The following is a 23,819-nucleotide window of genomic DNA, read 5'->3' as shown; positions in this document are numbered from 1 at the left end:
TGATTACCCCTTAAAGCTTAAGAATCCATCATCAACAGGAATGACTTGTCCATTAATGGCATCCGCTTTTTCGGAGAACAAGAACGTTACAACTTCAGCAACTTTTTCTGGCTGAATCAATTTTTTCCTCATATGAAGTTGTGCCAAACTGTCCAGGAACTCTTGATCATCACCAATGATCGGCGTTTCGATAAAACCTGGTGCAACACCGACAACACGAATCCCAAATTGCGCAAGTTCAATTGCTCCAGATTTAGTCATGGCAATGACTGCAGCTTTTGCAGCATGGTAATTAAAGCTGCCGATAGAAACCATCGTCCCATATATTGAGGCTGTATTGACGATCGTTGCGCCTGTTACCCCAAGCTCCACCATCTTCCTTGCCGCATAATACATGCCATAATAAACGCCGTGTTGGTCAACATCAACGACTCTGTGGTAAGACTCTGGATCCATCTCTAAAAATGGTTTTACTAGTCCAATTCCAGCGTTGTTGAAAATGCCGTCGATGGTGCCATGATTGGCAACTGCAGCTTCTACCATCGCTTCCACTTCTTCCGCTTTAGCTACATCCACTTTCACAAAAGAAGCCGTGCCTCCCTTTTGTTGAATGGCTTCAGCCGTTTCTTTAGCAGCAACATCATTGTAATCAGCCGCTACGACAATAGCTCCCTGTTCAGCTAATTTAAATGCCGTTTCCTTTCCAATTCCGCTGGCTGCTCCTGTAATTACTATGACTTTTCCTTTTAAACTCATATATTCGTCCCCCTATAATAAAGTTTATTGCTTATCAGATTAAAATGGCCCCGCCGTCGATTACAAGTTCTTGACCTGTTATGTGGCTGGAAAGATCTGATACTAAGTACATCATTAGATTTGCAATTTCCTGAGGCTCAGCATACCGACCATCCGGAGTTGTTGCTTCCAATTGTTTTCTAGCCGTTTCAGCTGCCGCGGAATCACCTTGACCAAATCCGCTTTCAATCGACCGCATCATAGCCGTGTTGACGACACCTGGGCAGACGGCATTCACCCGTACACCATGGGGAGCAACTTCGACACCTGCAGTTTTCGTCATTCCAAGAACCGCATGTTTACTTGCACCATATGCCACCATGTTTGGCGTTGCGAGTAAACCGGCTCCAGATGCTGTATTTACGACCGCCCCGCTTTTTTGTTCAATCATATAGGGCAATACATGTTTCAAACCCAAGAAAACGCCGCGTACATTTATTGACATTAATTGATCGAAAACTTCAGTAGGATAATCGACAAGAGGCATGATTTTGCCTTCCCACCCTGCATTATTCAGGAAAATATCGATTTTTCCATAAGAATCTATCGTTTTTTGAACATAATTTTTTATATCGTCTTCATTTGTAACATCGGCTTTAACGAACTTTGCTTCGCCGCCTTTTCCTTTGATTTCATTTACCGTTAACATGCCAGCCTCTTCAGAAAGGTCTACAACAACCACTTTGGCTCCATTATCTGAAAGTGTAATAGAAGCTGCCCGGCCGATACCCCCGCCGCCGCCGGTAACAATTGCTACTTTTTCTGTAAAATCAAATGCTTGCATAATATTCTCCCTTTCTCCCTTTGATCTTGGTGATGATATTTCTTGTTTGAATACGATTACATCATAACACTATTTTTGTCGATTGTCGACAATTTGGTTTTAGAGTCAAAGACTCTACATCACTCCACGATTCAGAGCTTCATGAATTTCATTTTTTGCCTTAACGAAATCGTCTTCGATAATAGCCTCAATAGACATTTTTAATCTGAAATGGAAATTTTCCATCGTTTCTGTATTCCATTGACTTTGGGCAAAAACCATGAGGATATGACTGGCTTCCTCAAAAAATCTTGATAATGCTTTGTTATTAGCGATTGAAAAAATATATCGAAATATCTGTTCAGCTTTTTTTTGATACTCGATTACATTACTTTTCACACACTCATCCGTTGCACTTTCCAAATGCTTTCGTAAAGATTGCTTATTCTCTTCGTGCCACCTTCCTTGGGAAAATTCAATGCCCATCTGGATCAGCCCGATCGTAACATCATTATATTCAATGATTTCCTTTTGTGAAAATGGCTTGACGATTGTTCCCCGCCTCGGCATCCTCTCAACAATACCGTCAACCTGCAATAGATAAAGGGCTTCGCGTACTGGTGCACGGCTCGTATTCAATTCCTTGGAAATGTCTTCTTCGACGATTTTCTCTCCAGCTTCTATTTCCCCTTCAATGATTTTTTTTAAAATGTGTTTAGCGATTTGTTGTGGTAACGATTCTCCAAAATAAATGCCATCTGTCAAATTGGAAGGATTTCCAAACATCTTTCAGCACTCCTATACTTCTATAATTGATTTTTAGTTCTTTTAGTATAACATAAGGATAGGAATTAACTTCCTTAAAAATTACACCCCGTAATGTTAACCAACCAAGAAAAACGTATTAAACCAGGCGAAGCTCAGAAAGACAAGATGACTGAACGCTTCTTCGAAGAGTTAAATATCCTACTGAGTTTGAAGTTATATTCAACAGATTTGAGCCCCTTTTATAGAAAGGGCTCTATGGTCCACTTTTTTATTCCACTAGCCTAGGTTTCGCTGGATCGCAGTTTGGCTTTTCCGTGTCTGTCGATTCAGCGAGTTTCGTTAAATAATAACATTCTTCACGCCACATATGATCGGCCATTAATGGTGAAAATGTTCCAAGAGCCTGCGCACTAAGGTCAAGCTCCTCCAATTCAAGCAGAAAGTGCTGAAAGAATTTAATTTCCAATGTAACGTCCTGATTCATTTTTTCCAATGCTGGGAATGTTGACAGATTGGTTCGTAAATATCCAGCCATTTCAACAGCTTTTAAATAAAAATCATTAAAATGTTTTTTATAATGGTCACTTTTCTCCTTTAATCTTTTTTCAACTTCATCCATATTGGATGATATTGCACTTGCATGCCCAGCTGCATCTAAAAGCCAAAGCAAATGATGATGAAGCTCATGAAAAACAGGCGGCATTTGATTTGAATTGAAGTATTTCAATAATCTTAAATATTCTTCTAATTCGTTCACCATATGATTAATGAATGAAGGTGAAAGATGTATTTTTATTTTACCCACCAGATGTTCTTTAAGTAGGCTTAGCTTAAACTCACGAAATCTTAATGCCTCTTTTTCTGCCATGGCAGTAAGTTGCGAAATCTCTTCCGAATTGGCTTTACCAAGGAGAGTATCAAAAATTTGAATGAATTCTGAGGCAATTTCAATATTTTCCACTTCAACCGGAGCTAAAGACTCATGGATGAACCTGCCATGGTCTCCTAAGATTTGCAGCCAAAACCGATGCTCGTATCTTGCTGTTTTCTCCAAAAACTCGTTCATTCGCTCTCCCCCATAATTAAAAGTAGCGATTGCATTCATGATTTTTTATTCCTTTAAGGATATACATATGAACAAAAAATAAAAAAAGTCAGCAAATTTATATTAAATGATTATCATTCTTAAGCGAAAAGAGAAAGGTAACCTGCACCCTGGATGTATATCAAAGTTTATTACAGCTTATATATTAGGTCGGATTTCAAAAGAATATCTCCTAGAACTTTTATATTGACTTATATCGTCCCAAAAATTTCGGAATACAAAAAACGAGCCCCTGAATAATTGGCTCGCCTTCGTAAGAAAATTAATGATTTGAGTCATTTACATCAGCTTCCATATCGATTTCCATATCCATGAGAGCAGAGCTCAAGCTTTTTCCATGTCTATCCAAAGAAAGTGATTTTGTGACTCCTCCACCTAATGCGTTTTGCATAACAAAATTCAATTCGCCAATTTTCGGCAGTTCATACCTAACCACATCACCCTTCACTATTTCGTGAAAGAAATCCTTAACCTTTTCTGCTGTTACCTGTTTTTTTACTTTTTCAAAATCTTCCATATGATAGACAATGACGGAAACATTTGAAATATTTCCTTTATCCCCTGACCTAGAGTGAGTGACTTGCTTGAGTTTCATTCTTGTCGACCTCCTCGTACGTTACGTCGATTGTAATATCATCGCTAGGAATAAGAATTGAGGCAATTGATACAACCTCTTGGACACTAACCCGAACACCACCGCCTCCAGCAGGCCCATTAGTATATAGACCTTCCACCTCTTGGCCGATCAAATTAGCGGCTCCTTTATCAGCAGTCCTGGCTGCCACCCTTAATCGTACCTCCGATAGTCTTTCCTTGTCATACAACGGTGCCGAAATAGAAGATCGATAAAGCGAATTAGAACCAATATGATCAATTCTCATTTCTTGAATCTCAATATTAGCCTGAATCAACCGGTGTCTCACTACTTCTTCCGCCAGTCTTGACCTTCCTAAACAACCTGAACCTCCGTAACTAATTTCTGCTTCAACTATATATCCGTCCAAATAGCCGATGCTCGTTTTATAGTAACCGCTCTTCTCTTTTCCAGACACTCCCTTAATTTGCACTTGGTTTGTTTCTTTTTCTATCACTTCTATTTCAGAAAAATCAGCGATAACATCGGGAGTAAGATATCGGGTTGGGTCGTGAATTTCATATACAATCTGTTCCTTTACGGTAGCAGTCGTAACCATGCCTCCCGAATCCTCAAGCTTGCTTAATAAAAAGTCTCCATTTTCCTGTACTTCGGCGATCGGAAAACCTACATTCCATAAGTCAGGAACATCCTTATCCCCTGGATCTGCGAAATAACCACCGGTCACTTGGGCTGCACACTCGAGTAAATGACCAGCGGCTGTCCCCTTACCAAGAAGCTCATAATCTGTATCTTCCCAACCAAATTCATGCTTAAGTGGTGCAACTACTAATGAAGGATCTGATACCCGGCCCGTAATTACAATATCTGCCCCTTCCTGCAAAGCGGTAACAATTCCAGAAATTCCGATATAGGCATTTGCAGAAATTATGGAAGACTTCAACTCTTTCAATGGAACTCCGGTTTCTATTATTGTGCAATCCATGTACTTTCCAATGTTCGGATATACATCATCTCCACTTACAGCTGCTATTTTTAAATTACTGATGCCTTTTTCCTCTGCTATATTCTTAACAACCTTAGCGGCTGCGAGAGGGTTTGCTGCTCCAATATTGGTGATTAATGTGACATTATTCTCGACACATAGTAATAAGACCTTTTCCATACGATACTTCAATAAATGGTTGTACCCCTCATCTGGATTTTTCATTTTCGCCTGCTGTGCAAGGGCAATTGTTCTTTCGGCTAAGCATTCAAAAATGATATAATCCAAATCTCCTTTTTGAATCAATTCCATTGCTGGCTCAATGCGATCTCCCGCGTATCCCGCACCTGAACCAATTCTAACCTTCTTCATAATAAAGTCCTTTCTTCATGCTCAAGTCCGAACTGGAGCGATACTTGATCGTTTCAATTTCACAATTGATATAAATTAACTGATTGAAGGGTACGCTTAGCACGTTCTACAATAGGAAGGTCAATCATTTTCCCTTCAAGCTGCAAAACGCCTTCCCCTTTGGCTAATGCCTGTTCGAACGCTCTTACAATTCTTTCTGCTTCCTCAATTTCTTCAGGGTTAGGTGCAAAGACCTGGTTTACAAGATCGACCTGATCAGGGTGAATGATTAATTTCCCTTGAAATCCAAGCTCCTTAACAAGCTGGGTTTCGGCTAGGAAGCCTTTATGATTTTTAATATCAACATAAACCGTGTCAATAGGAGGTCCAACTCCCGCAGCCCTGGAAGTAACAACCAAATGGGATCTTGCATAAAGCAATTCATGGGCATCCTTCGTTATTATTGCTTTTATATCGAATGCATAGTCCATGGAACCGAATGCAAGCTGCTGAACTCTCTGACTAGCAGATGCGATTTCATAAGAATTATATAGTCCTAGAGCCGACTCTATTAAAGGAACAATTTTTATCTGGCCTTTATTTAGATTCCTTTTAGACTCCCTTTCAACTAATATATGATCTAAAGACATAATTTCTTCTTTTGTCTCAGCTTTCGGTAATACAATTCCTGTCAAGCCGGAATCGATTAGATCAAGTAAATCATCGTAAAAATATGGTGTGTGGAATCCATTTATTCTGATGAAATTTTCCTTTTCCTGATTCGCTTTGATATATTTCCTTACTAAAGCTCTTGCATCTTTTTTTCCTTCTGGAGAAACAGCATCTTCTAAATCATAAATGAATACATCGGCGCATAATTGCTGGACTTTCTTTAATTTCTTTTCATCAGATCCAGGAATGAACATCCATGTCCGAGGAATCATAACTTCACCCCTTTTCATTTTTCCATCATTAGGAAGTTAATACCTTATATTTTTCCGATGATTTGGTTTTCAAATCCAAACTCCTTTAGTATCGACTCTGTATGCTCGCCAACATCCGGTATAGGATTCATAACTGGGTCAACATCTTCGAAAGTCACAGGAGGTATGAGTGCGTTTAATTTTCCAGCGGGAGAATCGACTTCTTGCCAACGTTTCCGGATTTTCAATTGTGGATGGTTTATGAATTCTGTTACCGTATTTAAATGGGCATTCGCAATTTTTGCTTTTTCAAGTTTTTCAATTATCTCACTCGAGTTCATTTTTTGAAAAACAGCGTCAATCATTTCTTTCAGAATACTGCTATTAGTAACTCGGAATGCGTTACTATGAAACCTTCTATCAGTAATTAATTCAGATTTTTCTAACACCTGTGTGCAAAAGCTTTCCCACTCTCGTTCATTTTGAATGCCCATGAAGACTAATTTTCCATCCCCTGCAAGGAACGGACCATAAGGATAAATCGTTGCGTGATTTGCCCCAGTTCGCTTCAGATCCGTCCCACCATACCCAGAATAGTAAAGTGGATATCCCATCCATTCTCCCAATGCCTCAAGCATTGAGACCTCCATTACCTTTCCCTTACCTGTCCTAAAACGAGAAATAAGTGCAGTCAATATACCAGAGTACGCATACATGCCTGCTGCAATATCCGCAATCGAAATGCCTGCTTTCGATGGATTGTCTCTTGTTCCAGTAATGGAAACGACTCCCGCCTCACATTGAATGAGTAAATCGTATGCCTTTTTATCCATATAAGGACCAAACGTACCGTAACCTGAAATTCCGCAAATCACAAGTTGAGGATATTTTTCTTTGAGGACAGTGGAACTAAAACCAAGTCGATCAACAGCGCCGGGTGCCAAGTTTTGAATGAATACGTCCGCCTCCGAGAGCAGTTTATCCAGAACCAGCTTTGCTCCATCCTGTTTTAGATCAAGCGCCAAGGATTCTTTCGATCGATTGAGCCAGACAAAGTGGCTCGACATTCCGTGAACGGTTGAATCATAGTTTCGTGCGAAGTCTCCAGATCCAGGCCTCTCTACCTTTATCACACGCGCTCCCAAGTCTGCCAATTGGCGAGAAGCAAAGGGAGCTGCCACTGCCTGTTCTAATGACACAACTGTAATTCCCTCAAGAGGTAACATTGAACCACTCCCTAATTTAATTTTTCAACCTGTTAAAGAGGTATTGCCCCTGTAAGCAATGCCACGATTGTCATCACGATAGTACTCCCAAAAGCCCAGAAAAAAATCTTTTTCTGAAGATCTCCTAAATCGACCTTACATAATCCAATTAGGACAAATACAGACGGATTTAATGGACTCAAGGGAAAACCCGTTGTCCCGTTCCCTAATAAAGCAGCCCTGCCAATTTCTATTGGATCAACTCCAAAGGCTGTCCCGGCCTCACTTAGGACCGGAAGTAGCCCATAATAAAAGGCATCAGGAGAAAATATTAAACTTAAAGGCATACTGACCACGGCTACTAGGATTGGTAGATGTCCTCCCAGCCAATCCGGTATAGCTGAAACCATAGAAACGGCCATTGCGTCAATCATCTTAGTTCCAGAAAGTATTCCTGTAAAAATACCAGCCGCGAATATGGTAGTACATACCATAACCATGCTTTGGGCGTGAGAAGCAATTTGTTCTTGCTGTTTTTTCACGTCGGGAAAGTTCACTAACAAAGCAATGGCGAACGCAACAATGAATAAGACGGGCACTGGAATTATTTCCATTATTAGAGCAACAATCAAAGAAATAGTTAAGATTAAGTTGAACCAATATAATTTCGGTAGACTGGATGACATTTCTAGTGTTGCCGCGATTTCTCCCGATTCCATTGAATCGCCTTTGTTAACCTTAATTATGCCTATTCTTTTACGTTCTCTCATACCAAATATATACGATACAAATACTACCCAAACAGCCCCAGCTAACATGGCTGGAATAATGGGATTAAACAATTCAGTGGATTCCGCCCCAAGGGAAACCATTGCCCTAGCCAGCGGCCCTCCCCATGGAATGATATTCATGACACCCGCACCCAACGCTACTACTCCAGCTAAAGTAAGTGAGCTCATGCCGAGCCTTTTATAAATTGGCAACAAAGCCGTGACTGTTATCATGAAAGTTGCTGATCCGTCCCCATCCAAAGCAACTACTAAAGTTATGATAGCCGTGGCCATAACTATTTTGAGAGGATCTCCATTTGCAAATCGAATTAGGCGGGATATCATTGGGTCAAATAAGCCCCTATCGATCATCAAACCAAAGTACAAAATGGAGAAACCAATCATAATCCCTGTCGGTGTAACTTTTGCAATTCCATCCAACATCATTTTTCCTATTTCCAAACCAAATCCGCCGATAAGTGCAAATATAATCGGCACAAGTGCAAAAGCGATTAAAACAGAAACACGTTTTGACATTACTAAATAAAGAAATGTACCAATCATCAGAAACCCTAAAATAGCCATTCACATATCCCCTTGTAAATGATTTATTTGTAGCCCTTATATCCATTTCAAACGAAAGGAATTGAAGAAAATACCTAAAAATCCTTTCAAACTCTCTGAGAAAACGGTTACATTCCTTGTCATGAAGAGAAATTACAAGTTGCTCTATGGAGGGAGTGATATATATTTATGAATAAACTGTTTTACAATTTAATTTTGGTGTTATTATCTGAGGAGTATGGATTTGCTATTTTATGGAGGTGGCCAGTCAATGTACGATTCGTCATTTTCTTTATCAGAGTTACACATTGCATTAGTTTATTAAAATCAATACCAGTCTCTATTCCCATTTCATGTAGCATGAATACAAAGTCTTCAGTTGCATCGTTTCCTGCTGCTCCCGGCGCAAAGGGGCAACCACCTAATCCTCCTATGGAAGTATCAAAAGAAGTGATACCCGCTTGCAATGCTGCTAATGAGTTCGCTTTTGATAAACCATAAGTATCATGGAAATGGGCTGTTATTTTCGCTGAGGGTGAGAGGTCCAAGGTTTTACCGAACAATTGATATACTTGCTTAGGATTAGCCCGGCCTATTGTATCGCAAAGCACAATTTCGTCCACATTTAATTTTTCTAACGTATGAACAAGACTAAGGGTTGTTTCCTCCTGAACGGGACCTTCATATGGGCAATAAAAAGCAGTTGAGATATGAAACCGTATGAACATATTTTTATTCTTAGCCTCCTCTACAACAGAGGATAACTGGAATAAGGACTCTTCAATGGACATCCTTACATTTTTTTTATTAAACGTCTCACTTGCCGCAACAAACAAGGCCAGACTGGTTGCCCCTACATCTTTAGCCCAATCAAATCCCCTCTTATTTGGAATCAAGGTCATGTATTGCACATCTTCTCGTTTGTTGATATTTCTAAAAACTTCGGCTCCATCTGCCATTTGTGGTACATGTTTAGGTGAAACGAATGAAGTAGCCTCCATTCTTTTAATTCCCGTCTCACTCAGCGCATGTATCAATTGCAATTTCACATCAGTTGGAATAAAGATTTTTTCATTTTGAATTCCGTCCCTTGGTCCAGATTCTATAATATCAACACGTTTTGGTAAGTTCATTTTTATTTCATCTCCTCATTTTGTACTGCTATTTTTTCAGCTTAATAGTTTCATGATCTGAAATTACCCCGGAAGCGAGCCACTCATCATATTTATCCTCCGCTAATTCTAATTCCCCCTTTAAAACCTGTTCTGTGTGCTCTCCTAGTTTTGGACCAGCCCAATTAATACTTCCGGGAGTTTTACTCAACTTGGGTACAATGCCTGGAACTTTAAGTTTTCCAAGGCCTTCAACATCCATATTATGGATCATTTCCCTAGCAAGGAAATGTGGATCATGCACCATGTCCTCAACACTATATATTGATCCTGCAGGTATGTCTGAATCATCAAGTAATACCAAGGCATCAGCTAAATTATGTTGTAACGTCCACCCACCAATTACTTCATCTAGATACTCAGCATTCTGTACACGTCCGTCATTAGATGAGAATTTAAGGTCATCCCTTAAATCTGGTCTTTCGATAACCTCCATAAGCCTTTTGAAGATGCCATCTCCATTTGCCCCGATTACAATGTATTTACCATCCCTGCAAGGATATGTATTCGAAGGTGCTATTCCTGGTAGGGTGCTTCCGGTTCTTTCACGAACCACTCCGTAATGGTCGTACTCTGGAACTGCACTTTCCATTAAACTGAAGATTGATTCATATAGAGCAACATCAACACATTGTCCTTCTCCACCAGGTTGGTCTCTATGATATACAGCCATTAATGCCCCCATAACAGCATATAATGCAGTTACAGAATCTCCCAAGCTAACCCCGACCCTTGTTGGTGGCCTATCAGGATAACCTGTTAAATAACGGATCCCCCCCATTGCTTCTCCAATGCTTCCAAACCCTGGCTTATTTCGGTACGGTCCATCTTGGCCATATCCTGATACCCTGACCATAATAATCTTAGGATTAATTTTTTTTAAATCGTCATAGCCAAGTCCCCACTTCTCCATAGTCCCGGGTTTGAAGTTTTCAATAATAATATCCACTTCTTTTGCTAATTCCCGAATGATCTCTTGAGCTTCCGTTTTGCGTAAGTCCAATGAAATACTTTTTTTGTTCCTGGATTGAACAAACCACCATAAGGATGTGCCCTCGTATAGTAATCTCCAATTTCTGATAGGGTCCCCCTTTCCTGGAGGTTCTACTTTTATTACCTCGGCCCCAAAGTCAGCCATTAATCTTCCGGCAAAAGGACCAGCTATCAAACTACCTAATTCCAATACCTTTAATCCCTTCAAGGCACCCTGTTTTATATCTTCACCCATGTACATTCACCTCTTTTTATTTTTTCTTCCTAGATAAATTACGTTGTAAACACTTGTTTTCTATAAAAATCAATTCCGTTAAAACAAAAACTTTCCTAATTTTTTGATAATTCTTATAGTAATTGACAATTATTATAATGTCAACGGTTAACCGTCAACATTTTTTTATGTTATAATTTGAGCTATTAAAGTAGGATTTAAGCTATTATTATTGAAATATATCTATGAACTGAAAAATCCAAATAAATAGACTATTTTATATATAGATATAAATTTGTTACATAGGGGGGGCAATATTATGAAAGAAATACAAAAAACTGAACTGCTTCATAATCAGGTATATCACATCCTGAAAGGTATGATAATAGACGGTGAATATCAACCTGGAGAGCGTTTGGTCGAAACCAGGGTTGCTGAAAGAATCGGGGTTAGCCGGGGTACAATTAGAGAAGCCTTCCAGATGTTATTGAAAGACTACCTACTCGTTCGTAATGGTAAGGTCATATCTGTTTATAACCCTAGCGTACAAGACATTATTGATGTATATCAATGCCGAATTAGCCTTGAATCTTTAGCTGTTAAATTAGCAACTCAGAATATCACAGATGAGGAATTAAGCAAATTGGTCGAAGTTATAAATGACTCTAAAATAGCCGTGAATATGAATGATACAAAAAAGCTTACACAACTAAATCAGGAATTTCACGATATCATTGACCTTGCTTCCCACAACCACCAATTAATCCAATTATGCGATGTTATTAAGACTAAAATACTATATATAAGAACTAGTATTTTAAAAGTGCATTTTAAAAACTTTTCTAATTTTGTAGATGATCATGAACGGATCCTTCTAGCCATTCAGAATAAAGATCCGGTACAAGCCGAACAGGAAATGCATTCTCATATCGAAAAAAGCTTCAACACAATAAAAGCAACTTTTAAGTCCATCATTGATCAATAAAGGATTATTCTATTTTTTTAATAGAGAAAAAAAAGCAGTTCTTTCCTTATTTAGTTTAAAAGATAATAAAAGATCATACATATTAGTAAGGACTAATATGTATGATCTTACGTGTAAAAATAAGTATTAAATAAAGTTCAAAAAAATATCAAAATAACATATGATGCTACTCAGGTATTATTTATCATATTAATCAAATTACTTGGAGCTAGAATGACCTATAGTGATGTACAATTTTTTTTTAACTGTTAATGTCGTTTACTGAATTGCATTAATCTGATATATGACCTAATTTCAACAGTAATTTTATATCCCTTCATTTAAATGATGATTCTTCATTTAAAAAAATAAGGGCGGCAGTCCGATAGATTTCTGTTGTCTCCGCAAGCTCTTCAACATCTACATATTCATTGATTTGATGTGGTACTTCCCTTTCCCCCGCTCCAATCGTGACAATAGGAATACCAGCCATATGAAGGAATGTCCCATCTGTTGCTCCTGGGACACCGTTATACACCGCTTCTTTTCCCGTAACGATTTGAGCAGCTTTTGCAACAGCTTTGACTACTGGGTTTTCACGATCGGTTATGGTCCATGGCCGTTCCTCAATCACTTCCATTTCTGCTTTAAAATCATGATCATCTTTAGCGAGTCTGTCTATTATGTTTTGCAATTGAGATTTTATAACCTTATGTTCTTGTCCAGGTATAGTTCGAATATCCAATGTGGTCATGCATTGATCTGGAACAACATTAATTTGTGCTTCCCCGTGAACAGGTCCCATTAAGATTGTAGGTGTTATAGAGGGCCACCCCAACAGATCATGCTTTCCAAGACGTTCTTTCTCAAGAGTTTCTAACTTATCAATTTCGCAGATTATTTTAGCCATACGTGTATTCGGATTGATTCCGCTTAAAGGCATAGCACCATGAGCCATTTTTCCGTAAACATTAATCGCAATCCGCATGGCCCCCTTTTGTGTAATACAGACTTCATTTTCTTCAGGCTCACAAATGATAGCTCCTGTTACATCTTTTGCCCATCCCTGTTTGATAAAATGCTTTATGCCAATCATCATTCCCTCTTCATCACAAGGAATGCATAAAATAATTTTCCCAGACCAGTATTCCTTATCTCTTAATAAGGAATGGACAGCAGTAATCATACACGACAGATTTCCTTTTGTATCATTTGTCCCTCGGCCATACATTTTTCCATTTACTATTTCCGCTCCAAAAGGATCGTACTTCCAAGCTTCCCGTTCTCCTTCCGTTACCACATCTGTATGTCCTTCGAAAAGTAACGTTTTTCCAGGTCTGCCGGAATCAACAATGCCGATAACATTTGGACGTCCAGCCTCTACTTCTTCAATATATACCTCAATACCAATATTTCTTAGATAGTTTGCTACATAGTTCGCGACTTTTTCTTCGTTTCCCCCTTCAACTCCGGGGCGAAAGACACTTTCAATTTTGACAAGCGACTGAGTAAGTCGGATTACTTCCTCTTTATCTCTTATTCTCCTAGCCTGCATTTGCTGTACACTCATTCGTAAATACTCCCTTTCTATTAGAAATTTTTTCATGATTAGCGGTGATTCACCTCAAATGAAAATCGTTCGTATACTCGGAATTTTACCTCAATACAGTTAAGCATCATTTCTATAGCCCTGTCTCCTTGAGCATGAGCTGTGATCTAATCCCTTTTTCATGAGCCTCCCCGAGAATCCGGTTAAGTTCATACTGGCTAAAGTACAATATACCGGAACTTTCTGAATTATCAGCGTAAGGTTCCCTCATTGCAGCAGTTGGTCCGCTACTACTTCCATCGGTAAATACCTTAGCTGGGCCAATTTTAAATTTCTCATCTCCCAGACCTGTTGAAATCATCTTGTCAACAAATTCTTCTGACTTATTGATTGTCGAGACAATCAATATGTCCTAACCTGAACCTTTCCGTTACGAACCGCCTTCTGCATCACACTAAAGTTTTCCGGGCTAGAGACACCTGCATCGTGAATGCTCGTAATGCCAGAAGCGATAAAATCATTAGATGCCATCATTAATCCTTGCAAAAGCTCATCATGTGTATAATAAGCGAATTCGTAAAAAGGGATTTGAGCATTTTCTATTAATACGCCTGTAGGAACTCCTGCTTCATCTCGGACTAATAATCCACCTTCGGAATCTTGGGTATGCACATCAATTCCTGCTATCTCCAACGCATTGCTATTTACCACGGAAATGTGACCACAGGCACGCCGAAGAATGATCGGGTGATTGCTAGAAATGAGCTCCAATTCTTTTCTAGAAGGATATCCATTTTCTGATATTTTGGTTTCATGGAATCCCCATGCACGTACCCACTTTCCAATTGGTGTATCATTCACTTTTTTTCTATTCCTTTTAAAACATCATGTAAAGATTCGAAAGGGGCTCCTTGGAGCTTACCCCTAATTTATTTGTACCATATAAAGGTGAGAGTCAATAAAACCTGGCACTAAACTTCTACCTGCTAAATCCACTACCTCCGTTTGAGATCCAATCAATCGTTTATCGGAAACTGCAACAGATTCATTTACGTCATATTCCATGTTTGATGTAATAACTTGACCAGTAACAAGCACTAAATTTGTAAACATCAATTCACCTCGTTATCAATTAGATTCTTCTTATTTAATAAGAAAGGTTAGAATGTGCTAATAGTAGTGAATCACAATAATGCAAATAAATTATTCATATAAATGACAGGCTACAAAGTGATTTGCCCCCTTTTTTGTAAGTGACGGCGATAGAACTTTGCAACGATCCATAACATGAGGACATCTCGTATGAAAAATGCATCCCGAAGGGGGATTAAGAGGAGACGGTACATCCCCTTTTAAAATAATCCGTTCCTTTTTTAATTTAGGATCGGGAATTGGAACTGCGGATAATAATGCTTTAGTATAAGGATGCAATGGATGAGAAAATAGTTCATCTGTTGCAGCCCGCTCAACCATATTTCCCAAATACATAACTCCAATGTTATCAGCTATATGTCGAACTACACTTAAATCATGGGCAATAAAGAGGTAAGAAAGATTCAAGTTAACTTGCAATTCCTGCAACAAGTTTATGACCTGCGATTGAATGGATACATCGAGAGCGGATACTGGTTCATCACATATTACTATTTTAGGGCTTACCGCTAGTGCTCTAGCAATCCCAATCCTTTGTCTTTGCCCTCCTGAAAATTCATGAGGGTAACGAAAATATTGGTCTTCTCTAAGCCCGACTTTATGAAGTAAGTCCAAGGTTCTTTCCATACGCTCTTTCTTTGACCCTATTTTATGAATCTTCATAGGCTCTTCAATTGCATGCCCTATGGTTTGCTTTGGGTCTAAAGAAGAATGAGGATCTTGAAACACCATTTGTATTTCTTGCCTAATTTGCTCGATTTCCTTCCCTTTTAACTTAAATAGGTCGCTTTCCTTATAAATGGCTTGACCATCCGTAGGTTCCATTAAACGCATGATAGTTCTTCCTGTTGTACTTTTTCCACAACCCGATTCACCTACAAGCCCAAGCGTTTCTCGTTCATTTAAGGTAAACTCTACATTATTTACCGCCTTAACATGCCCTTTCACTCGGCCAAGAGGAGTATATATAGGGAAATACTTCTTTAAGTTCTTGACCTGTAAAATCGGAGCTCTTTCATCTGACAGCGTCTGCAATATCTTTTCGCCTCCCCTCTTGTAATACTGTTTCATAATGCCAACAGCGCACTTTATGTCCGTCTTCAATATCTTTTAATTCAGGTGGTTTTTCTTCACAAAGGCTTGTAGAATACGTACATCTTGGAGCAAATCGACACCCTTTGGGAATATTATTAAGAGAAGGGACCATCCCTTCAATCACATGCATCTTTTTAGTACGGTCCCCATCCAAACGTGGAACGGATTTTAGCAAGCCTTTGGTATAGGGATGTAAAGGTTCTGAAAATAAAGATCCTACTTCAGCCTCTTCGATTATTTGGCCTAAATACATAACGACTACACGTGTACAGACCTCAGCAACTACTCCAAGATCGTGTGTTATCAACATGACTCCCATGTTTAGTTCCTTCTTCAAACCTTGAATCAAGTCCAATATTTGTGCTTGTATAGTGACGTCTAAAGCGGTCGTGGGCTCATCAGCGATTAGTAGATTAGGGTTACACGCCAATGCCATTGCAATCATCACCCTCTGTCTCATTCCTCCTGATAATTCATGCGGATACTCATTCACCCTTTTTTCTGGTGAAGGAATTCCTGTTAATTTGAGCATTTCTATAGCTCGGGTATAAGCTTCTTCTTTTCCAAGCTTTTGATGAATGACATAAGATTCTGCAATTTGATAGCCAATTGTATATACTGGATTAAGAGAAGTCATCGGATCTTGAAAAATCATAGATATTTCGTTTCCACGAATATGTCTCATTTGATCTTCCCTCAAGGATAGCAAGTTTCTGCCCTTATAGATCAGCTCTCCATCATATTTAGTCGTGTTTTCATTTAACAATCGTAAAATAGATTCCGAGGTTACACTTTTTCCGCATCCCGACTCTCCAACAATCCCTAGGGTCTCTCCTGAATATATATCGAATGAAACCCCATTAACTGCGGTAACAGGTCCCTTTTCTGTCATGAATGTCGTTTTTAGGTTTTTGACCTCTAATAAACACTCTTTCCCCATAACCGTCCTCCTCATTATTACCGTGTTAATATTATTTCTTTACTTTATTGGTGTGCGGATCAAGTAAATCACGAAGTCCATCACCGAAGAGATTCAAACCCAAAACGGATAGAATAATGAATGCACCTGGGAAAACTGTCATCCACCAAGCATTAAAAATTACGATTTTACCATCAAATAAAATGTTTCCTAGACTTGGTGATGGCGCAGGAATGCCAGCTCCCAAAAAGCTAAGTGATGCTTCAATTATGACAGAAACCCCAAATACGTAGGTGATTTGAACAATCAGAGGAGACATAGTGTTTGGAGCAATATGAAGCCAGATAATTCGCCATGAACTGGCCCCTTGTGATCTCAAAGCTTCTATAAACGTTTGTTCTTTGACTACAATGGCTGCAGAACGAACGACACGTGCGACAGAAGGTGTATTTACAATAGATAACGAAAGAATGACATTAATTATATTCGGCCCTAATGCAGCCATGAGTGCAATGGCCAATAGAATTGCAGGAAATGCCATTAAGCCATCACAAACCCTCATCAGGATATGATCCAAGGTCCTATAATAAGCTGAGTACAAACCAATTACTGCTCCAATTACAAGCGTTATAGCAGCTACTGTAAGTCCGACGGTCATGGATACCCGAGTGCCATAAACTACCCGGCTAAATAAATCCCTGCCAAAGTTATCTGTTCCAAAAAAATGCTTAGCACTTGGTGGGCTTAGACGATCTGTTACTATCATGTCATAAGGTGTATATACGGTGATCAAAGGTGCAAAAATAGAGATTAAACTGAGAATTAAGATAATCACACTTCCTGTAACTACAAGCCGGTTTGAAAAATACCTGCGCAGAAGTAAAGATTGACGTTCTTTCTTCATATGATTTTTTGAATACAATGGGTCTGTTTTTTGTATTATTGTTTTTGCTTCCATAAATCATTTCCCCTTCAATTCATTTCTTTATTTCCGACTTAACCGTACCCTTGGGTCAACCACACCGTACAGTAAATCTACTATTAAATTAATGAATACATAAGCGGCGGAAACCAGCAGAACAGTTCCTTGGAGTACCTCGTAATCTCGCTGCACTATTGAGTTCATGATAAGTTGACCGAGTCCTGGTATATTAAAAACCGTTTCTGTTATTACAGCTCCCGCTACCAATGTCCCAAAGGTTTGTCCAACGACAGTCAGTATAGGGATAAAAGCATTTCTCAATGCATGTTTATAAATGATTAATTTTTCCTTTACACCTTTTGATTTTGCGGTTTTAATGTAATTCATGCTTAGTACCTCTAACATAGAGGCCCTTGTCATCCGCGCAATTAAAGCCGCTTGTATGGCCCCAAGAGACAAAGCAGGCAATATTAGATATTCTAGGTGAGCCAATAGCCCATCATCAAGTGGTTTATATCCAGCTACCGGAAACCATTGGAGTTTCACTGCGAAAAATAAAGATAATAATAATGCAAGGAGAAAGCTTGGCAAGGAAATTCCCAACAAAGAACCCACCATGAAAATTTGGTCTGTGCTCGTTCCCCGTTTTTTTGCCGCAATAATTCCCATAGGAATAGCTATAATTATAGAAATCCCCTGTGCAAATATCGCTAATGAAAGTGTGGGACCTAAGTGATTCATAAATACCTGTAATACTGGTTCTTTCATATAAAGGGACATTCCCAAATCGCCTTGAAGTAGGCCAAAGATCCAATTGAAAAATTGTTCGTAAATAGGTAGATTAAAACCGAGTTCTTCTCGTAATCTTTCAATGTCATCTTCAGTTGCATCTGCCCCAAGCATTACTGATGCCGGATCTCCTGGAATTAAATGCATAATGAAAAATACTACAATAGCTACAGTTAATAGAACTGGAATGAGAGATAAGACTCGCTGTAGAATATAGGCTTTCATCAAAAATCTCCTTTCTACAATTAACCCCTTCACAATGTAAAACGTATGAAGGGGGATTCTAAACAATTAATTTTATTCTTTAGCAGTCGTATTCCATAAAACTGGTCCAAGGAATTCTTGATATCCTTTGACTTTATCCGCTTTTACGGATATGGAATCATAAACACCAATATTAACAACAGGCATATCTTCCCAAATCACTTTTTGCAATTCATTAAAGGTCTCTTTAGCTTTATCCTGGGAAGACTGAGCTTTAATTTGATCCAATAGTTTGTCTATTTCAGGGTTATTCGTCCAGCCTGCAAACTTTGCTCTAGAATCCAGGAATGGATATTGGAGAGGGGTTGAGCTAACAGGCCAGCTAGTAAAAAACATTTCCCATTGGTCAGGCTTATTTCTGCGATCTAATAGAGTAGACCAATCCACCACGTCTAGCTTTACGTTCAACCCGATTTTCTGAAGTTGTTGCTGAACTGCCACTGCCGAATTATAATGTTGTGAATAGTCACGGCTGGTCAGGATTCTTAATTCTTCACCATTATACCCAGCTTCCTTCAACAATTGTTTGGCCTTTTCAGTATCTTTAGCTTCATAAATATCTTTCCCTGCATCCGTGTACCATAAGCCCTGCTCTTTAAGCATATATCCAGGGTCCAATCTAAAATAGCCATCAGTAACTGCAGCTGTTAAGACTTCTTTTTTATCAATTGCTAAATTCACAGCTTGGCGAGCTTTAACATTTTTCAGGAATCCATTTTGTTTATTAAAAATTAGAGTGTGAATTCCCAAAGGCGCTTGTATGGTTTCGAGACTTGGTACATTTTTAAATTGTGGTGCTGCGTCCCATGGCATCATTACGCTCAAGTCATATTCTCCACTAATCATCCCTGCTACTCGAGTCGAGTTATCAGTGACGAAGTGAAAATATATGTCATCTACAAGAGCTTCCTTTTTACCAGCTAAACCGTCTGCCGGTTGGGATGAAGCCTGATAATCATCAAATTTCTTTAAATGAACGTATTGATTTTGTTTCCACTCTACAAACTTAAAAGGACCTGTTCCGATGTATTCTGTGATACCACTCGTATCTGCCGATTCTATCACCTCTTTTGGCATGATGGCCGCGAATTGTCCCACTTCTGCCAGTACAGGTAATAGTACGATGGATGGTGTTTCGACATGCAGGATAACCGTATATTCATCTTTAGCCTCCCATTTAGAATTTCCTAGGTTTGCCTTTGCAACGGCCCCTTCTTGCCATTTTGTCATGGAAGCAATGACATCCTCCGCCTTCATTTCTTTTCCATTATGGAATTTAACGCCTTTTCTCAATATAAATGTAACTTTTTTTCTATCTTTACTAACCTCATAGGATTCAGCAAGCATTGGAGTTACTTCAAATTTAGAATTTAAAGTGACGAGTGTCTCAAAGATATGCCTTGCTGGGTCGCGTGTTGCATTTGCTGTCGTCAGGTGTGGATCCAGTGATGTAGGCTGTGCTGGATAGGCCACATTTAGTGAACCACCTGGCTTGGATGAAGAAGAATCATTATTATTAGAATTATCTGACTTTTCACTGCATCCTACAAGGGCAAGGGCACAAATCAACATGACTATCGAAATGAAAAGTTTTTTCTTTACAAACATTTTCTTTCCCCCTTTTTATCATTCAGTCATTTATATGGATAGATTTATTACTAATTCAGTGGAGGGTTTGTTCCTTCTGGAAGAGGGGTTCTGTAATTACCTTTGGCTTCTATTTGTTTTTCAAATTCTGCTTTTGCAACTTCCAATAGATTCTCATTTTTCAATAAATCAACGACGCTTAATCCTAATATTTTAGAAGCCATTATCATACCTTTATGTCCGATTCCAGAACCTACTGAAGCGGTAAATTGCCAAGAATGGAATGGCGTACCAATAGGAGCACAAGCTGTATTGAATTGAGCAGTCGGAACATTCCATGAAACATCCGCCACATCTGTTGAACCGGCTAAAATATCACCTTCATCGTAAGGTTCAAGTATCGTGTCATTTAGGTTAAACTCTACTAACTCAAGGGGTGCACCGGATACTCTTACAACAGTCTCTTTTGTTCCTGGTGCAGAAGAAAGGGTTAACTCCTTAGCTAAAGCCCAATCTTTTTCATCAAATGGCGGGGGACCGACTTTTTTCATATTTTGCAGTAAAACTTGACCTAACACTTTATTAGGAAGCATGTTATAGCAACCAGTCAGGAACTGAATCTCATAATCGGTTTCCGTCATTAGAGCGGCACCCTTTGCAATATTTACAATGCGATCATACATATTATCCACATCCTGCCTATATGGTGCGCGGATGTAGTACCAAATTTGTGCTCTGTCAGGTATAACATTGGGTTCATGACCACCATCAGTAATGGTAGAGTGAATTCTTGCCCCATCAATGAGATGTTCTCTTAGAAATTGAACGCCCGTATCCATTAATTGAACAGCTTTCAAAGCACTCCTTCCAGACTCAGGATTAGTAGCTGCATGCGAAGCTTTACCGTGAAAAGTAAACTTCACAGAATTCATGGCTAAAGAACTACTGCTCCAAAGAGTATTAAATGAACCGGGATGCCAGGTTAAACATGCATCTGCATCTTTAAATATACCTGCACGAACCATGTACACCTTGCCAACTAAGATTTCTTCCGCAGGACAACCAAAGAATTTAATCGTGCCTTTTATACCATCAACTTCCATTGCTTTTTTAGCAGCAACAGCAGCGCCTACACCAGCGACACCGAATATGTTGTGCCCGCACCCATGTCCATTACCTCCTTTTTCAACGGGATTTTTTACACCCGATACTTTTTGAGAAAGGCCAGGAAGTGCATCATATTCTCCTAAAATACCAATAACGGGTTTTCCGCAACCCCATGTTGCGACAAATGCGGTAGGCATACCAGCAACACCCATTTCAATAGAAAAACCCTGCTTTTCAAGTATCTCTGCTAATAATCTCGAAGACCGGTATTCTTTAAGACCTAGTTCAGCGAAATCCCAAATTTTCTTGGAAGCTTCAATCAATTCAGGGCCCATTTGATTGATCGAATCCATTACTAAATTCTCGCTTTTCTTCAAGTCGAGGTTTCTACTCATGAATTTCCTCCTTTATTGAAATTTCTATGTACACTCAAAAGAGGTAAGAGTTTTTTCTTTTCGTGTAAGTGTTAACGTTTGTTTGATATTCTTTAGAAAAAGCTTAAGAATAAGAAAAATAAAAAATTCTTGCCTCGTTCATTTTTAACTACCTCGTCCACTTTCTACACTAGGAATTTCTCCTTTGCCTAATCGTGCAGGATTTGACGATAGGCAAAGACGCGTATGCAATGTCGCTTTTAAGTGAAGGAAGCAGCATATTTCGCAGTCAAAAAAATAGATTTATTAAAAAAAATTAATGATATCGTTCTAATTTCATAACCTTACTTATAATTATATGAAATTAGGGAATCACTTTATGGACTCCCTCATATTAATCCGTATATATTTATTTTTAATTCGATTGTTTTCTTCAATATCGTTTCTCTTTATCTAATATCAAGTTTATTTGATTGGGGCTGAACTGAAGCAGAAGTAACAAGTTCTTTCTTAATTGTAAAGACGAGTAGAAAGCAGATGAATAAGACTATACTAATAAAATATAATCCCGTCTCTACGCTACCTGAAGTATCCTGTACATAACCAATTACATATGGGCCGATAAATCCACCTAAATTCCCAATGGAACTAATGAGTGCTATTCCTACTGCAGCTTCTAATTCAGTAAGGAATAATGAAGGAATAGCCCAAAAAGGTCCGAAAATACTATAGATACCAACAGTTGCAACAGACATCATAATAATAGATAGGATAGGATCCGTAGTTAATCCACACCCCATAAGGCCAATAGCACCAACAAGCGGTGGAATAGCGGCATGCATTTTTCTTTCACCGGTGCGATCAGATCGTCGTGCCCACCAAACCATCGCTATTCCTCCAAAAATATAAGGAATCATGGTAATCAAACCGACTTGAGTATTTGTTAAAATATTCGAAAAGGATTTGATAATAGTTGGCATCCAAAACCCTATTCCGTACAAACCAGTGACTAACGTAAGATAAATAAACGACAATCTCCAAATTCTAGTACTCCCAAATATATTTTTCAGACTAGTGTGTTTGCCTATTTCCTTTCCTTGATTATCTTTTTCAATTTCGGAAATGAGCCACTCCTTCTCTTCCTTTGTAAGCCACTTTGCTTGTTCTGGACGATCTGTTAAATAAAAAATTGTCGTAATACCTAAAATGACAGCAGGAATTCCTTCCAGTACAAATATCCAGCGCCATCCAGCCATTCCACCCCAATTAATATTATCGATTATCCACGTGGTTACCGGTGCTCCAATTATATTGGACACTGTCAAGGCTGTCATAAAAAGGGCTACTGCACGAGCCCTTTCTTTTCCTCGGAACCAATACGTAATATAAAGTAAAACGCCTGGGAAAAATCCTGCTTCGGCAACTCCTAGTAAAAAACGTAAAATATACAAATGATTCGCATTTTGGACCCAGGCTGTTAAAACTACAACAATACCCCATGTTATCATGATTCGCCCAATCCATTTTCTTGCTCCTATACGATGCATTAGCATATTACTGGGTACTTCAAATAGAAAGTATCCAATAAAGAAAATACCAGAAATTAACCCCAAAGTAGATGCTGTTAACCCAAGATCTTTATTCATTTCCAGAGCAGCATAGCCAATGTTTACTCTATCTAAAAAAGCAATGATATATAACACAAAAATATATGGAATAATTCTTCTGGATACCTTTTTTAACGTACGAGCTTCTAATCCAGATTTATGCATTTTACTAACCCCTCATTGGAAAAATTTTGTGAACTTTGGAGAATAAAAGAATGGTTCAATCTTTTTTATTTCCTCCGATTTTATTTAATAAACTCACGGCAATAACCAGTTAATGGTTTAGT

22 protein-coding genes and 1 pseudogene are annotated in these 23,819 nt (G+C 38.8%); 1 reads left to right on the top strand and 22 read right to left on the bottom strand.

The features are described from left to right. Positions 1–3: 3 nt before the first annotated feature. From BW986_RS17610 to BW986_RS17560, 11 genes are all read right to left on the bottom strand, one after another. A complete protein-coding gene (locus BW986_RS17610) occupies positions 4–756 on the bottom strand; it encodes an SDR family NAD(P)-dependent oxidoreductase (RefSeq protein WP_076369189.1) in 753 nt (250 codons plus the stop codon). A 34-nt stretch (positions 757–790) separates the two neighbouring features. Continuing rightward, a complete protein-coding gene (locus BW986_RS17605) occupies positions 791–1,579 on the bottom strand; it encodes an SDR family NAD(P)-dependent oxidoreductase (RefSeq protein WP_076369187.1) in 789 nt (262 codons plus the stop codon). Between the two features lie 114 nt (positions 1,580–1,693). Beyond that, complete coding sequence (locus BW986_RS17600) at positions 1,694–2,344, bottom strand: GntR family transcriptional regulator (RefSeq protein ID WP_076369185.1); 651 nt, start codon at positions 2,342–2,344, stop codon at positions 1,694–1,696. Between the two features lie 250 nt (positions 2,345–2,594). Continuing rightward, positions 2,595–3,392, bottom strand: a complete 798-nt coding sequence (locus tag BW986_RS17595) for a DUF2935 domain-containing protein (RefSeq protein WP_076369183.1) — start codon at positions 3,390–3,392, stop codon at positions 2,595–2,597. Positions 3,393–3,693: 301 nt separating this feature from the next. After that, on the bottom strand, positions 3,694–4,026 hold the full coding sequence (locus tag BW986_RS17590; RefSeq protein ID WP_076369181.1) for an AtuA-related protein: 333 nt from the start codon (positions 4,024–4,026) through the stop codon (positions 3,694–3,696). After that, the gene (locus BW986_RS17585; protein WP_076369179.1) at positions 3,998–5,383 is read right to left on the bottom strand and encodes an acyclic terpene utilization AtuA family protein; all 1,386 of its coding nucleotides are present in this window, start codon (positions 5,381–5,383) and stop codon (positions 3,998–4,000) included. Before BW986_RS17585 ends, BW986_RS17590 begins: the two co-directional genes overlap by 29 nt. Before the next feature lie 59 nt (positions 5,384–5,442). Then, a complete protein-coding gene (locus BW986_RS17580; protein WP_179086107.1) occupies positions 5,443–6,306 on the bottom strand; it encodes an HpcH/HpaI aldolase/citrate lyase family protein in 864 nt (287 codons plus the stop codon). Positions 6,307–6,350: 44 nt separating this feature from the next. After that, the gene (locus tag BW986_RS17575) at positions 6,351–7,511 is read right to left on the bottom strand and encodes a CaiB/BaiF CoA transferase family protein (protein ID WP_076369175.1); all 1,161 of its coding nucleotides are present in this window, start codon (positions 7,509–7,511) and stop codon (positions 6,351–6,353) included. A 32-nt stretch (positions 7,512–7,543) separates the two neighbouring features. Beyond that, positions 7,544–8,845: a CitMHS family transporter gene (locus tag BW986_RS17570; RefSeq protein ID WP_076369173.1), complete on the bottom strand. Its 1,302-nt coding sequence runs from the start codon at positions 8,843–8,845 to the stop codon at positions 7,544–7,546. A 182-nt stretch (positions 8,846–9,027) separates the two neighbouring features. Then, positions 9,028–9,957, bottom strand: a complete 930-nt coding sequence (locus BW986_RS17565; protein ID WP_076369171.1) for a hydroxymethylglutaryl-CoA lyase — start codon at positions 9,955–9,957, stop codon at positions 9,028–9,030. A 28-nt stretch (positions 9,958–9,985) separates the two neighbouring features. Next, positions 9,986–11,224 carry a CaiB/BaiF CoA transferase family protein gene (locus BW986_RS17560; protein ID WP_081395679.1) on the bottom strand — a complete coding sequence of 413 codons (1,239 nt, stop codon included), beginning with the start codon at positions 11,222–11,224 and terminating at the stop codon, positions 9,986–9,988. A 298-nt stretch (positions 11,225–11,522) separates the two neighbouring features. On the opposite strand from BW986_RS17560, the gene BW986_RS17555 reads away from it, so the two are divergent. Beyond that, positions 11,523–12,188: a GntR family transcriptional regulator gene (locus tag BW986_RS17555; RefSeq protein WP_076369167.1), complete on the top strand. Its 666-nt coding sequence runs from the start codon at positions 11,523–11,525 to the stop codon at positions 12,186–12,188. 316 nt (positions 12,189–12,504) lie between these two features. Here BW986_RS17555 and BW986_RS17550 read toward each other — a convergent pair whose 3' ends face one another. From BW986_RS17550 to BW986_RS17500, 11 genes and pseudogenes are all read right to left on the bottom strand, one after another. Beyond that, positions 12,505–13,737, bottom strand: a complete 1,233-nt coding sequence (locus BW986_RS17550) for a M20 family metallopeptidase (protein ID WP_076369165.1) — start codon at positions 13,735–13,737, stop codon at positions 12,505–12,507. A gap of 112 nt (positions 13,738–13,849) precedes the next feature. After that, positions 13,850–14,122 carry an amidohydrolase family protein gene (locus tag BW986_RS17545; RefSeq protein ID WP_076369163.1) on the bottom strand — a complete coding sequence of 91 codons (273 nt, stop codon included), beginning with the start codon at positions 14,120–14,122 and terminating at the stop codon, positions 13,850–13,852. Next, a pseudogene (locus BW986_RS17540) lies at positions 14,119–14,580 on the bottom strand (amidohydrolase family protein); the annotation flags it as partial. The gene BW986_RS17545 and the pseudogene BW986_RS17540, both read right to left, overlap by 4 nt. 60 nt (positions 14,581–14,640) lie before the next feature. Further along, on the bottom strand, positions 14,641–14,829 hold the full coding sequence (locus BW986_RS17535; protein WP_076369159.1) for a hypothetical protein: 189 nt from the start codon (positions 14,827–14,829) through the stop codon (positions 14,641–14,643). Between the two features lie 90 nt (positions 14,830–14,919). Beyond that, entirely contained in the window at positions 14,920–15,906 is a 987-nt protein-coding gene (locus BW986_RS17530) for an ABC transporter ATP-binding protein (protein WP_397222678.1), read from the bottom strand. After that, positions 15,884–16,903: an ABC transporter ATP-binding protein gene (locus BW986_RS17525; protein ID WP_076369157.1), complete on the bottom strand. Its 1,020-nt coding sequence runs from the start codon at positions 16,901–16,903 to the stop codon at positions 15,884–15,886. The genes BW986_RS17530 and BW986_RS17525 overlap by 23 nt, the downstream gene beginning before the upstream one ends. Positions 16,904–16,934: 31 nt before the next feature. Beyond that, positions 16,935–17,840 carry an ABC transporter permease gene (locus BW986_RS17520; RefSeq protein WP_076369156.1) on the bottom strand — a complete coding sequence of 302 codons (906 nt, stop codon included), beginning with the start codon at positions 17,838–17,840 and terminating at the stop codon, positions 16,935–16,937. Between the two features lie 27 nt (positions 17,841–17,867). Continuing rightward, positions 17,868–18,818, bottom strand: coding sequence for an ABC transporter permease (locus BW986_RS17515; RefSeq protein ID WP_076369155.1), 951 nt, complete (start codon positions 18,816–18,818; stop codon positions 17,868–17,870). Between the two features lie 72 nt (positions 18,819–18,890). Then, positions 18,891–20,465 carry an ABC transporter substrate-binding protein gene (locus BW986_RS17510; RefSeq protein ID WP_076369154.1) on the bottom strand — a complete coding sequence of 525 codons (1,575 nt, stop codon included), beginning with the start codon at positions 20,463–20,465 and terminating at the stop codon, positions 18,891–18,893. Between the two features lie 50 nt (positions 20,466–20,515). Further along, entirely contained in the window at positions 20,516–21,904 is a 1,389-nt protein-coding gene (locus BW986_RS17505) for an amidohydrolase (RefSeq protein WP_076369889.1), read from the bottom strand. Positions 21,905–22,374: 470 nt separating this feature from the next. Beyond that, on the bottom strand, positions 22,375–23,697 hold the full coding sequence (locus BW986_RS17500; protein ID WP_076369153.1) for an MFS transporter: 1,323 nt from the start codon (positions 23,695–23,697) through the stop codon (positions 22,375–22,377). Positions 23,698–23,819: the final 122 nt, after the last annotated feature.

It is taken from the genome of Peribacillus simplex, from assembly GCF_900156045.1.
Lineage (GTDB): Bacteria > Bacillota > Bacilli > Bacillales > DSM-1321 > Peribacillus > Peribacillus simplex_D.
Note: the sequence above shows the minus strand (reverse complement) of the source record. Positions and strands in the feature narration are given on the sequence as shown.

Bases quoted from the DNA above. Each gene is read 5' to 3' on its own strand.
- BW986_RS17535 (WP_076369159.1), bottom strand. From the start codon at position 14,829: ATGTTTACAAATTTAGTGCTTGTTACTGGTCAAGTTATTACATCAAAC.
- BW986_RS17580 (WP_179086107.1), bottom strand. From the start codon at position 6,306: ATGATTCCTCGGACATGGATGTTCATTCCTGGATCTGATGAAAAGAAA.
- BW986_RS17520 (WP_076369156.1), bottom strand. From the start codon at position 17,840: ATGGAAGCAAAAACAATAATACAAAAAACAGACCCATTGTATTCAAAA.
- BW986_RS17505 (WP_076369889.1), bottom strand. From the start codon at position 21,904: ATGGATTCGATCAATCAAATGGGCCCTGAATTGATTGAAGCTTCCAAG.
- BW986_RS17590 (WP_076369181.1), bottom strand. From the start codon at position 4,026: ATGAAACTCAAGCAAGTCACTCACTCTAGGTCAGGGGATAAAGGAAAT.
- BW986_RS17510 (WP_076369154.1), bottom strand. From the start codon at position 20,465: ATGTTTGTAAAGAAAAAACTTTTCATTTCGATAGTCATGTTGATTTGT.
- BW986_RS17570 (WP_076369173.1), bottom strand. From the start codon at position 8,845: ATGGCTATTTTAGGGTTTCTGATGATTGGTACATTTCTTTATTTAGTA.
- BW986_RS17585 (WP_076369179.1), bottom strand. From the start codon at position 5,383: ATGAAGAAGGTTAGAATTGGTTCAGGTGCGGGATACGCGGGAGATCGC.
- BW986_RS17550 (WP_076369165.1), bottom strand. From the start codon at position 13,737: ATGAGTGTACAGCAAATGCAGGCTAGGAGAATAAGAGATAAAGAGGAA.
- BW986_RS17560 (WP_081395679.1), bottom strand. From the start codon at position 11,224: ATGGGTGAAGATATAAAACAGGGTGCCTTGAAGGGATTAAAGGTATTG.
- BW986_RS17575 (WP_076369175.1), bottom strand. From the start codon at position 7,511: ATGTTACCTCTTGAGGGAATTACAGTTGTGTCATTAGAACAGGCAGTG.
- BW986_RS17595 (WP_076369183.1), bottom strand. From the start codon at position 3,392: ATGAACGAGTTTTTGGAGAAAACAGCAAGATACGAGCATCGGTTTTGG.
- BW986_RS17555 (WP_076369167.1), top strand. From the start codon at position 11,523: ATGAAAGAAATACAAAAAACTGAACTGCTTCATAATCAGGTATATCAC.
- BW986_RS17500 (WP_076369153.1), bottom strand. From the start codon at position 23,697: ATGCATAAATCTGGATTAGAAGCTCGTACGTTAAAAAAGGTATCCAGA.
- BW986_RS17610 (WP_076369189.1), bottom strand. From the start codon at position 756: ATGAGTTTAAAAGGAAAAGTCATAGTAATTACAGGAGCAGCCAGCGGA.
- BW986_RS17605 (WP_076369187.1), bottom strand. From the start codon at position 1,579: ATGCAAGCATTTGATTTTACAGAAAAAGTAGCAATTGTTACCGGCGGC.
- BW986_RS17515 (WP_076369155.1), bottom strand. From the start codon at position 18,818: ATGAAAGCCTATATTCTACAGCGAGTCTTATCTCTCATTCCAGTTCTA.
- BW986_RS17525 (WP_076369157.1), bottom strand. From the start codon at position 16,903: ATGGGGAAAGAGTGTTTATTAGAGGTCAAAAACCTAAAAACGACATTC.
- BW986_RS17600 (WP_076369185.1), bottom strand. From the start codon at position 2,344: ATGTTTGGAAATCCTTCCAATTTGACAGATGGCATTTATTTTGGAGAA.
- BW986_RS17565 (WP_076369171.1), bottom strand. From the start codon at position 9,957: ATGAACTTACCAAAACGTGTTGATATTATAGAATCTGGACCAAGGGAC.